The 10,685-nt window shown below is 69.2% G+C and carries 11 protein-coding genes and 1 pseudogene; 5 read left to right on the forward strand and 7 right to left on the reverse strand.

Features of this window, described 5'->3' with window-relative positions:
* Positions 1 to 16: 16 nt before the first annotated feature.
* Positions 17 to 847: a class I SAM-dependent methyltransferase gene (locus ACY34J_RS18255; RefSeq protein WP_462724775.1), complete on the reverse strand. Its 831-nt coding sequence runs from the start codon at positions 845 to 847 to the stop codon at positions 17 to 19.
* Positions 848 to 1,207: 360 nt separating this feature from the next.
* Between ACY34J_RS18255 and rpsA the strand changes: the two genes are divergently transcribed.
* From rpsA to ACY34J_RS18275, 4 genes are all read left to right on the forward strand, one after another.
* Positions 1,208 to 2,701 carry a 30S ribosomal protein S1 gene (rpsA, locus tag ACY34J_RS18260; RefSeq protein WP_462724774.1) on the forward strand — a complete coding sequence of 498 codons (1,494 nt, stop codon included), beginning with the start codon at positions 1,208 to 1,210 and terminating at the stop codon, positions 2,699 to 2,701.
* A gap of 197 nt (positions 2,702 to 2,898) precedes the next feature.
* Complete coding sequence (locus tag ACY34J_RS18265) at positions 2,899 to 3,843, forward strand: PAC2 family protein (protein ID WP_462724773.1); 945 nt, start codon at positions 2,899 to 2,901, stop codon at positions 3,841 to 3,843.
* 170 nt (positions 3,844 to 4,013) lie between these two features.
* On the forward strand, positions 4,014 to 4,619 hold the full coding sequence (gene coaE / locus ACY34J_RS18270; protein WP_462724894.1) for a dephospho-CoA kinase: 606 nt from the start codon (positions 4,014 to 4,016) through the stop codon (positions 4,617 to 4,619).
* Positions 4,620 to 4,832: 213 nt separating this feature from the next.
* Entirely contained in the window at positions 4,833 to 5,201 is a 369-nt protein-coding gene (locus ACY34J_RS18275) for a tetratricopeptide repeat protein (protein WP_462724772.1), read from the forward strand.
* A gap of 59 nt (positions 5,202 to 5,260) precedes the next feature.
* Here ACY34J_RS18275 and ACY34J_RS18280 read toward each other — a convergent pair.
* The 6 genes and pseudogenes from ACY34J_RS18280 to ACY34J_RS18305 form a co-directional block, all read right to left on the reverse strand.
* A pseudogene (locus ACY34J_RS18280) lies at positions 5,261 to 5,542 on the reverse strand (3'-5' exonuclease); the annotation flags it as partial.
* Between the two features lie 62 nt (positions 5,543 to 5,604).
* The gene (locus tag ACY34J_RS18285) at positions 5,605 to 6,345 is read right to left on the reverse strand and encodes an SDR family NAD(P)-dependent oxidoreductase (RefSeq protein WP_462724771.1); all 741 of its coding nucleotides are present in this window, start codon (positions 6,343 to 6,345) and stop codon (positions 5,605 to 5,607) included.
* Between the two features lie 533 nt (positions 6,346 to 6,878).
* Positions 6,879 to 7,070, reverse strand: coding sequence for a DUF4236 domain-containing protein (locus ACY34J_RS18290; protein WP_462724770.1), 192 nt, complete (start codon positions 7,068 to 7,070; stop codon positions 6,879 to 6,881).
* Between the two features lie 194 nt (positions 7,071 to 7,264).
* Positions 7,265 to 7,861, reverse strand: a complete 597-nt coding sequence (locus tag ACY34J_RS18295; RefSeq protein ID WP_462724769.1) for a hypothetical protein — start codon at positions 7,859 to 7,861, stop codon at positions 7,265 to 7,267.
* 59 nt (positions 7,862 to 7,920) lie between these two features.
* Positions 7,921 to 9,126: an AAA family ATPase gene (locus ACY34J_RS18300; RefSeq protein ID WP_462724768.1), complete on the reverse strand. Its 1,206-nt coding sequence runs from the start codon at positions 9,124 to 9,126 to the stop codon at positions 7,921 to 7,923.
* Positions 9,127 to 9,477: 351 nt separating this feature from the next.
* Complete coding sequence (locus ACY34J_RS18305) at positions 9,478 to 9,912, reverse strand: ATP-binding protein (RefSeq protein WP_462724767.1); 435 nt, start codon at positions 9,910 to 9,912, stop codon at positions 9,478 to 9,480.
* A gap of 442 nt (positions 9,913 to 10,354) precedes the next feature.
* Here ACY34J_RS18305 and ACY34J_RS18310 point away from each other — a divergent pair, with 442 nt between their 5' ends.
* Positions 10,355 to 10,627 carry a helix-turn-helix domain-containing protein gene (locus tag ACY34J_RS18310; protein ID WP_462724766.1) on the forward strand — a complete coding sequence of 91 codons (273 nt, stop codon included), beginning with the start codon at positions 10,355 to 10,357 and terminating at the stop codon, positions 10,625 to 10,627.
* Positions 10,628 to 10,685: the final 58 nt, after the last annotated feature.

Consider the following 10,685-nt stretch of genomic DNA (forward strand, 5'->3'; position numbering starts at 1 on the left):
CGCCCCGATTCGAGCCTCAGTCCCGTACGCAGACGAAGATCGCCGTGCCCGGAATCACGTGCCCCCGCAGCGGGGACCAGCCGCCCCACTCCTGCTGGTTCCAGGCGGGCCACTCCGGCTCCACGAGGTCGACCAGCCGGAAGCCGGCCGCGACGATGTCGCGTACCCGGTCGCCGAGCGTCCGGTGGTGCTCCACGTACACCGCCCGCCCCGACGCGTCCTGCTCGACGTACGGCGTGCGGTCGAAGTACGAGGACGAGACCGACAGGCCCTCCGGCCCGGGCTCGTCCGGGAAGGCCCAGCGGATCGGGTGGGTCACCGAGAACACCCAGCGGCTGCCGGGCCGCAGGACCCGCCGCACCTCGCGCATCGCCCGCACCGGTTCGGCCACGAACGGAATCGCCCCGTACGCGGAGCACGCCAGGTCGAAGGACTCGTCCCGGAAGGGCAGCGCCCCCACATCCGCCTGCACCAGCGCCACATCAGCCCGGTGGCCGGCGGCGGGGACCTTGTCGCCGATCCGGAGCGCGTGCTGCAGCTGGCGGTGCGAGAGGTCGATGGCCACGGGCCGGGCGCCTTGAGCGGCGAGCCAGCGCGAGCACTGTGCCGCGCCCGCGCCGATCTCGAGCACGTCCAGCCCCTTGAGCTCGTCCGCCGGCCCGAGCAGCCCCGCGTCCTCCTCGTCGAGACCTTCCGGACCCCACACGAAGCGGTCGTCCCCCAGAAAGGCGCCGTGCTCCCGCTGGTAGTCGTCAGCGTTGCGATCCCACCAGCCGCGGCTCGCCCGGCTGCTCTCCGACTCCGACGCGTTACGCCGAGTGGCCTCAGGTTCGTCCTCTTGGTTCATGGCGCCTGTCGTCGTAGTCTTCCCCCGGTCCTGTAGCTGCGTCAGCGCAGCGCGGCCCTGGTGGCCGTGCAGAACGCGCGTTTTGCCAGGTGTTGGGGCGTTCGCCCCAGGTGTGCTCTTCGCGCATTGACCATGCCCGGCTGCCCCCGTATGCTACAAGTTGCGCTGCGGGCCTGCGCGCCTCGGACGGAGCAGGCTGCGCTCGCATCTGTTGTATGTCCCCTCGGTTGTCGAGGCGCGACTCCCACCTCGGGGTAGGTGACGCGTCTCCTTGGCTGTCCGGCTTCGGCGGTGCGATAAACGGGCTCTCGGCGTAGCAGTGCCTACGACACAATGTCCGTACCCGGAGCCCTTTCCCACATGACGAGCAGCACCGAGACCACCGCCACCAGCCCGCAGGTAGCGGTCAACGACATCGGTAACGAGGAAGCCTTCCTCGCCGCGATCGACGAGACGATCAAGTACTTCAATGACGGCGACATCGTCGACGGCGTCATCGTGAAGGTCGACCGGGACGAGGTCCTGCTCGACATCGGCTACAAGACCGAAGGCGTCATCCCCTCCCGTGAGCTTTCGATCAAGCACGACGTCGACCCGAACGAGGTCGTGGCCGTCGGCGACGAGATCGAGGCCCTTGTCCTCCAGAAGGAGGACAAGGAAGGCCGCCTGATCCTCTCGAAGAAGCGCGCCCAGTACGAGCGTGCCTGGGGCACCATCGAGAAGATCAAGGAAGAGGACGGGATCGTCACCGGCACCGTCATCGAGGTCGTCAAGGGTGGTCTCATCCTCGACATCGGCCTCCGCGGCTTCCTCCCCGCCTCCCTGGTGGAGATGCGTCGCGTCCGCGACCTCCAGCCCTACGTGGGCAAGGAGCTCGAGGCGAAGATCATCGAGCTGGACAAGAACCGCAACAACGTGGTCCTGTCCCGCCGCGCCTGGCTGGAGCAGACCCAGAGCGAGGTCCGCCAGACCTTCCTCACCACCCTCCAGAAGGGCCAGGTGCGCTCCGGCGTCGTCTCCTCGATCGTCAACTTCGGTGCCTTCGTGGACCTGGGTGGCGTCGACGGTCTCGTCCACGTCTCCGAGCTGTCCTGGAAGCACATCGACCACCCGTCCGAGGTCGTCGAGGTCGGCCAGGAGGTCACGGTCGAGGTCCTGGACGTCGACATGGACCGCGAGCGCGTGTCCCTGTCGCTCAAGGCGACCCAGGAAGACCCGTGGCAGCAGTTCGCCCGGACCCACCAGATCGGTCAGGTCGTCCCGGGTAAGGTCACCAAGCTCGTGCCGTTCGGTGCGTTCGTCCGCGTCGACGAGGGCATCGAGGGCCTGGTCCACATCTCCGAGCTGGCCGAGCGCCACGTGGAGATCCCGGAGCAGGTCGTCCAGGTCAACGACGAGATCTTCGTCAAGGTCATCGACATCGACCTCGAGCGCCGTCGCATCAGCCTCTCGCTGAAGCAGGCCAACGAGTCCTTCGGCCCGGACCCGATGGCGGTCGAGTTCGACCCGACCCTGTACGGCATGGCCGCGTCGTACGACGACCAGGGCAACTACATCTACCCCGAGGGCTTCGACCCGGAGGCCAACGACTGGCTGCCCGGCTACGAGAAGCAGCGCGAGGAGTGGGAGCGCCAGTACGCCGAGGCGCAGGCCCGCTTCGAGCAGCACCAGCAGCAGGTCGTCAAGTCCCGCGAGGCCGACGCCCAGGCTGCGGCCGAGGCCGGCCAGGCCGCTCCGCAGGCCCCGGCCGGCGGCGGCTCGTACTCTTCGGAGTCGACGGACAACTCCGGCGCCCTGGCGTCGGACGAGGCGCTCGCCGCGCTGCGTGAGAAGCTGGCGGGCGGCCAGAGCTGACAATGCTCTGACCTCCGCGGTCTCCGCTCCGGCACACGCCGGCTGAGCTGACAGTAAGGCCCGCTCCCCTGGGGGGCGGGCCTTACGCGTGCTCGATGCCGATGCGTTTCTTGTTGTGCGCGGTGTCGTGCTCCCTGGCGGGAATGCCCATGACAGGGCAGGGCGTTGGCGAAAGGGACACAGGGAGGACGTTCACGGTGCAGGATCCGCAGGGTTTGTACGAGTGGGAGCCGAACGGGCTCGCGACTGTCGATGCGATCAACAGCGATGACTCGGCCGGACTGGTGCTTCTGTACCACTTCGACGGCTACATCGATGCCGGGGACACCGGCGAGCAGATCGTGGAGCAGCTCCTGTACGGCGGGCTGCAGCGCCAGACGGTCGCCCGCTTCGACGTAGACCGGCTCATCGACTACCGGGCCCGCCGCCCGCTGCTCACCTTCCGGCGCGACCGCTGGACCGCGTACGACGCGCCCAAGCTCGAGGTCCATCTCGTCCACGACGCCACATCCGCTCCGTTCCTGCTGCTCGCCGGGCCCGAGCCGGACGTGGAGTGGGAGCGCTTCGCCGCCGCCGTACGCCAGATCGTCGAGCGGCTCCGCGTCCGCTTGGCCGTGAACTTCCACGGCATCCCCATGGGCGTCCCCCACACCCGCCCGGTCGGCATCACCCCGCACGGCAACCGTCTCGACCTCATGTCCGGCTACCGGAGCGTCTTCGAGGAGGCGCAGGTGCCCGGCAGCGCCGAGTCCCTCGTCGAGTTCCGGCTGGCCGAGGCCGGCCACGACGTGCTGGGTGTCGCCGCGCACGTGCCGCACTACATCGCGCGCTCGCCGTACCCCGACGCCGCGCTCACCGTCCTGGGAGCGATCACGGCGGCGACGGGCCTGGTCCTGCCGGGCGTCGCCCACGCCCTCCGAACGGAGGCGCACCGCACCCAGACCGAGATCGACCGGCAGATCGAGGAGGGCGAGGAGGAGCTGACCGCGCTCGTACGGGGGCTGGAGAACCAGTACGATGCCGCGGCCGGCGCCGAGACCCGCAGGAGCTTGATCGCCGAAGCGGTGGAACTGCCGTCGGCTGACGATCTGGCGCGCGATGTCGAGCGCTTCCTGGCGGAACGTGAGGGCGAGAGCCCCTGAGGGGCTGAGCCGACCGGCTGCCGTGTCGGCCTCATCAGGTAACTTGGCGTTGTTCCTCGCCTGGGCGGGCCCTCGCCCGGGCGGGGTGAGCCGGTGGCCTGACCGGCGGTATCGGTGCTGGTGAGGGCCCCGCACAAGGCGGGGTGACCGAGCGAGGGGAGGCGGGGGCCATGCTCTCCGTGGGCCTGACGGGCGGCATCGGAGCCGGCAAGAGCGAGGTGTCCAGGCTGCTCGCGTCGTACGGCGCGGTGATCGTGGACGCGGACAAGATCGCCCGGGAGGTTGTGGAGCCGGGGACTCCGGGACTGGCGGCCGTGGTCGCCGAGTTCGGCCCCGACGTCCTGACCGAGGACGGCCGGCTGGACCGCCCGAAGCTCGGCGCCATCGTCTTCGGTGACCCGGACCGGCTGCAGGCACTGAACGCGATCATTCACCCGCTCGTACGGGACCGCTCCGCCGAGCTGGTCGAGTCGGCGGGCGAGGACGCGATCGTGGTCCAGGACGTACCGCTGCTCACCGAGAACGGCCTGGGGCCGCTGTACGAGGTGGTGGTCGTCGTGGACGCGGCTCCGGAGACCCAGCTCGACCGGCTGGTACGGCTGCGGGGCATGGCCGCCGAGGAGGCCCGTGCCCGTATGGCGGCGCAGGCGACGCGGGAGCAGCGCCTGGAGATCGCCGACCTGGTGATCGACAACGACGGCCCGCTGGAGGCGCTGGAACCGCAGGTCAGGAAGGTGTGGGAGGAGCTGCGGGAGCGGGCGGCGGAGCGAGCCTGACGGTCTGGCCAGGCCGCCGAGGGACTGAGCCGGGGCAGTACGCCGCCCGGCTTGGCTCCCCACGACTGTGAGCCCTCCCAGCCGCCGGGCGCGCGGCGGAGGCATGATCGGGGCGCCGGGGGGAATAGGCGCACCCAACGCGACGTTGCATGCAACCGTCCGGCCCCACCGGCCCGGACAGGTCGTTGTGTGCCCACCTGAAGGAGGCGGCACATGCCCGAGCGCACGCCCGAGACCAACGTCATCGCCTTCCGCGCCGCGGAGCAGCTGCTGGACGCCCGCGACCCGCGGGGCGCGATCAAGCTGCTCGACTCGGTCATCGCCGCCCACCCGGAGAGCAGAGCGGCTCGTCTGCTGCGTGCGCGCGCCTACTTCTTGGCCGCCCAACTCCGCTCGGCGGAGCGCGAATTCCAGCACATCGTCGACCACGAGCCGGACAACGCCTTCGCCCACTTCGCCCTGGGCCGTACGCTCGAGCGCGCCAACCGCTCGCATGAGGCGCTGCGCCACTTCCGCCTGGCCGCGGCCCTGGACCCGCGCCCGGACTACGTCGAAGCGGCCCGCTTCGGCGAGATCGCCTGACGAACGCCGCTCCACTCCGCCGCCATGGCGTGGGGGCCCTCTGACCGCGGTGCATCCCGTCAGTTCTGCGTGGAGTTGATGAGCGGCTCGAGGAAAGGGCTCGGCGTGCCGTGCCAGAAGATGGCGAGACTGTCGCGGGAGCGGGTGGCGGCGACGAAGAGCAGCGAGCGCGCGCGCTGCACTTCCCGTCGGTGACGCGCCGGGTCCGACCGTCGCAGCTCGTTCACCGCGGCGCGAGGGACCAGGCCGTCGCTCACCGCGGCGATGATCATGCGCTGGTACTCCAGGCCCTTGAACCGGAACATCGTGCCGATGTGGACGCCGCATGAACCCCGCGGGCCTTAGGGGCCGATCTCGGTAGGGGGCGGGCCTGCCTGGGACAGCCGGCAGCCGAGCCTGCCCGTCAGGCGGTGAATCCTCCGTCGACCGTGATCGCCACTCCGGTGATGTACCCACCATCCGCGCTTGCCAGATGGGCGACGGTGGCTGCGATCTCCGCCGCCTCCGCATAGCGGCCCAGTGCGGTGAAGCCGGCGATCGCCGCGGCGTTCGGACCGTCGGCGGGGTTGGCGTCCGTGTCGGTGGGACCGGGGTGCACGAGATTGACGGTGATGCCGCGCGGGCCGAGCTCCCGGGCCAGGCCCTTGGTCATCCCGACGAGGGCGGTCTTGCTCATCGAGTACAGCGCGAAGCCAGAGAAGACCGCGCGCTCGGCCATATTGCTGCCGATGCTGACGATGCGGCCGCCCTGGCCCATGTGGCGCGCAGCGGCCTGGGAGGCCACGAACGGAGCCCGGACGTTCACCGCCAGAGTGCGGTCGATCTCCTCCGCCCCCATGTCCTCCAGCGGTCCGACGAGGAAGACCCCGGCGTTGTTGACCAGGACGTCCAGCCTGCCGAACGTCTCGGCGGTCTCGTCCACGGCCGCCGCCAGAGCCCCGGGAACCGCACTGTCGGCCTGGATGGCCAGCGCCCGGCGACCAACGGTTTTGATCTGCCCCACGATCCGGGCGGCACGCTCCACGCTGCTCTCATACGTCAAGGCCACGTCCGCACCCTCTTCGGCCAGCCGCAGCGCCACGGCAGCACCGATGCCCCGGCTTCCGCCGGTCACCAAGGCCACATTTCCTTCGAGTCGGTTCATGGCGTCGAGCATCGTGGAGACTGCCGCTGGATGCTGGCGAAAATCGGACCTCGCGGTGGGTCTACCGCGTCCAGGGCAGAAGCGGGGAGGAGTACGAGGGCCGGCGTCCGCAGGGTTGTCAACGCATTGGTCGAACCGCTGGACAACAAAGGAAAGCTGGTCCCCTACACCCATCCTGCGGGCGTACTCCGAATCCGAGTCGCCATAGCAGGCTCGGCGCGTCCCACGGAGGGGGCGACGCCGGCGCCGCTCCTCCGGCGAGGCGAAGGCGTAGCGCCGGCTGGAGAGGCCAGGCCGGGCCCCCGGCCCTCCGTGCTGCTGTTGTTGGCTTGTTACACGCTGCGGTAGACGGCGTCGATGCCGGGCAGCCTCTCGGTCGAAGTGGAAGCTGAGCGTGGCCATGGGCCCCCTGTGGATGCCGCTGTCCCTACGGGCAAACATCCTTTTCTCGTGTTGCTTGATTCTCTCGTAGTTCGCAGAAAAGCAAGGGGGTTGGCCTGTTCCTCGTGGACCGCTGCTTGTTGCGGAGAGGATCAGCCGCGGCGTGAGGTGGTTTTGCGGTAGCCGAAGGGGCCGGGGAGGTCCATGGAGGTCGTCTTGCGGCCGGTGGAGGAGTAGGTGCGCTTGGCGTCGCCCTTTCCGAGCGTGACGGAGACGGACTTGCGGTTGATGTTGAGCCGGACGCCGGGCAATACGCGGAAGCTCTTGCGGAAGGTAACGGGCACGGGATCTCCTTTCGTTGCCTCTTCGCCTTCCCCGCACGCGGGTTGGTACGCGGCCCGGACGTGAGTAATGGCTCCACCAGCGGTGCTGCCGTGTGTCGGCGATCCTGTTCCGTTCGTTGGACGCCATCGCTTGGGCGATCCACCAAAGCGGAATCGAAGCCGCATGCGGCTCGGGGGTGGGAGACGGCAGGCACCTAGCGAAGCTGCTGGAGATCTGCGACGAAGTCCGTGTAGGACTGGTTGCTGCCGACCGGACCGTTCAACAGCCCTCTCTCCTGAGCCGCGCGTGCGATGGGAGGGCCATCGCTCTCCCGGTATTTCGGATTGCCGAGCTTCGTTTGTAAGAGCTCCTTGGGGTCGCGCAGCAGTCCCGTGTTTCGGCCGGCCAGTCCCGGAGGGACGCGCCAGCCGGGACGTACGGAGGCGAAGGCTTCAGGGAACAGGAGCAGCCACGCTTCAGTCTCCCAGGCCGGAAGCGCCAGACACGTGGCACAGCCGACGGCCTTAGCCAGTTCACTGGATATGGCTTGCCGGACCTTGACGTAGTGCGGCCCGGTAACGGCGTCGAGATCCTCGTGAACGACAAGAGCCGTCAGTGCCGCGTCATCGCGTTTCGCGCGCGCACGCGCCTTGCCGACAAGGACTCCGACGCGCTGCCGAAGTGTGGCGTCGGTTGCCGACTTCAGCCTCACAGGGTCGCGGATCTCCACGATGGCACCCTGCAGATCGGGGCATAACCCGCGTATCAGTATCGAGACGATCTTGCGGTCATTGGTGTCCTCGCCCGCCACGACCACGACGGAACGGGAGGTCTGTGCCCCCTTGGCCTTCGAACCCTTTGCGTGACCGCTCAAGAGATCTCACCGCCGAGCGCGCCCGAGAACCACAATTCGCCCAAGGGCAGGTCCTCACTCTCGTCAACGATCTCCCGAACCCGCTCGGTGGTGATAGCGGGAATCACCGACGCCCCGGAGCTGTCCCGCTCACAGACCACGAACTCCTCCGGCCGTAAACGGTCCACCAGCGCCGGCGAATGGGTGGCCACGAGGAACTGACTGCGTTCGCTCGCTTCTCTCAGCCGCTCCACCAGGAGCTCCAGGGCCTGAGGATGCAGACCGTGGTCTATCTCCTCGACACAAGTCAGCGCCGGCGGGTCGGGGTCATACAGCAAGGCGAGGAGTCCCAAGAGCCGCACTGTGCCATACGAGGCATCACGCAGAGGGGTCGGTCGGCGCAGGCCCCGCTCGTTCAGCTCGACAACGAGATCCCCGACGTGTCCCACTTGAGAGAACTGAATGTGCTCCAGTTGCGGGAGAACGGTTCGAGCGTCGTCCAGCAGCCGTTCCCAAAGGTCCTCGTGGCGCTGCAGCGAAACGAGGAAATTCGCCAGGTTGCTCGCATCGGATGCCAACGGAGCCCAGTTGGAGGAGAGGCGCGACGGCAGTCGCGCTGAATCAACCTTTACGTCGAAGACCCGGAAGGAGGACAGCCGTTGGGCGACATTCGCCACTTCGGAGCCACCGGCATGGGCCGCCAGTCGCGGCAGTGTTGATAGGCCGCTGCTCAGTCTCTGCAGTCCGATCTGACTCTGCCGCGGCTCCTGACCGGTCCGGGTGTCCTCCACCGTCGCACGCTGGCCCGAAATCTTGATGCGTCGTCCCCGGCCCTGAGTGCGCTTGAACTGGAAGCTCTCCTCGCGCGAGAGGGTGTACTCGGCCTTTCCCCGCGAGGATGCCCGACGACGCACCGTCAACTCGTACTCGTCCGGAGCCCTGAGGCTTGCATGCGAGGTCCAGACCGCTTTGAGATTGATCCGCAGACTGCTGGGCGGACGATCGCCACCCCAGAACGAGACTTCGTCGAATCCACCGCGTGCGGTCAGAGCAGGTTCGAGGTCCGTGCGAATGATGTCGGCGAGGAAGTCGAAGACCTTGAGCACATTGGACTTGCCCACGCCATTCGGTCCCACGAGTACCGTGAGGTTGCCGAGAGGCAGGGAGATCTTCCGCAGGCTGCGGAAGTTCTCCACGTCGAGCTGGAGCAGTCGGCCGGTCATGGCGTGCAGCCTATCGGTGCGGGCCCGAAGGCCGATTGGTGATCCCGGCGCGCGCCGCCGTCGGTGAGCCGCCGCGTCTCGGCTCCTCGCAGCCCACATCGTCTCGACTCGGGGCCGAGGGCAGTGCCGTCTTGACGGAGCGAGTGGTCACCGGGGGTGGAGGGGGCGGTCACCGAGCGTCCTTGATCATAAAGAGACCATGCCACGCCGTACTGACAGTGCAGGCTGCGCCGGTTTGCGCCGCAACCGCACGCCGGGCGCCGCGGCCGGGCCCGCCCAGCCTTGTCTGCCCAACGCATCCCCTGCGTAGGGCCGGAGCGGCGCGGAGGGGGCACTCGCCGCGGCGAACGGTCATCGGCGCGGGAGCGTGGTGTCGAGTTCGGCCCATACCGTTTTGCCGACGGGGACGCGGTCGGTGACGCCCCAGCGGGTGGCGAGTGCTTCGACGAGCAGCAGGCCGCGGCCGGACTCCGGCGGAGGGACCGCGAACGGTTCGGTGAACGCGGGGATCGGGGCCGGGCGGACGGGCCATGATTCGCCGCGTGCGTCGGACACCTCGATACGGATCGTGGCGGGCGGGGTGGTGGCCCGGGTGACGGCGAGGCGGAGGGCGAAGTCGCGGCCCGGTACGTGGCCGTGGCGTACGGCGTTGGCGGCCAGCTCGCCGACGAGCAGCGCGGCGGTCTGCGAGTCCTCGCCGTCGTACGGGTACCCCCAGTCGTCCAGCCGCTGCACGGCGAGCCGGCGGGCGAGGCGCGCTCCGCGCGTCGTGGAGGTGAACTGCATCCGGAACTCGGGGCGGGTGGGGGCCGGTTGGCTGCCGTGGGGGCGGTAGAGGACGGTGCCGGGGGCGGCGATGGCGCAGGTGGGGGCGTGTTCGGGGCTGGGGTGCGGGCGCGCGTGGGGGGTGGGGTGGAGTGGTGGCGGAGGGGGCGAGTCTCGCGGTTCGGGCGTCGAGTGGAGGGGACGTTGGGGGAGCGGCGGGCGGGAGCCGGTGGGAGCGGGCAATTCCGCCTGGTGGGGGCGGGGTTGAGCGGTTGGCTCGGTCGGGGGAATTTCGGACTGCATGCCCACAACGATCTTCGGCTGTCCCTAGCCTGACCATGACCGCCGGGCGTACGCGGCCAGTTGTACGTGTCTGTAGGCGACGGGTACGAGCCGTTGTCCGTGACGCTGGACCCGGCGGGCGAGTTGATACGCGGTGCGGTGTTTCGGGGCGGTGGTAGCGGTGGGCCAGAACAACAACGACGCGGGGACGGCGACCCTCAAGTACTTCGGCAGCCAGATGAAGCTGTTCCGCGGCCGGGCGGGCCTGTCGCGGGCGGAGTTGGGGTCGAGGGTCGGTTACTCGGAGGCGACGGTCGCGAGCGTGGAGCAGGGGCGGCGGATCCCGCAACAGGAGTTCATCGATCAGGTGGATGAGGTGCTGGGGGCGGGAGGTGTGCTGCGGGCGGGGGCGCCGTTCGTCGGCTTCGCGACCGGGCAGCCGATCACGGACTGACCCACCAACGACGGCGCCCCGCCACCGGCTTGCGGGCCGGTGGCGGGGCGCCGTGCTG

The organism is Streptomyces sp. HSS9-12 (genome assembly GCF_054963655.1).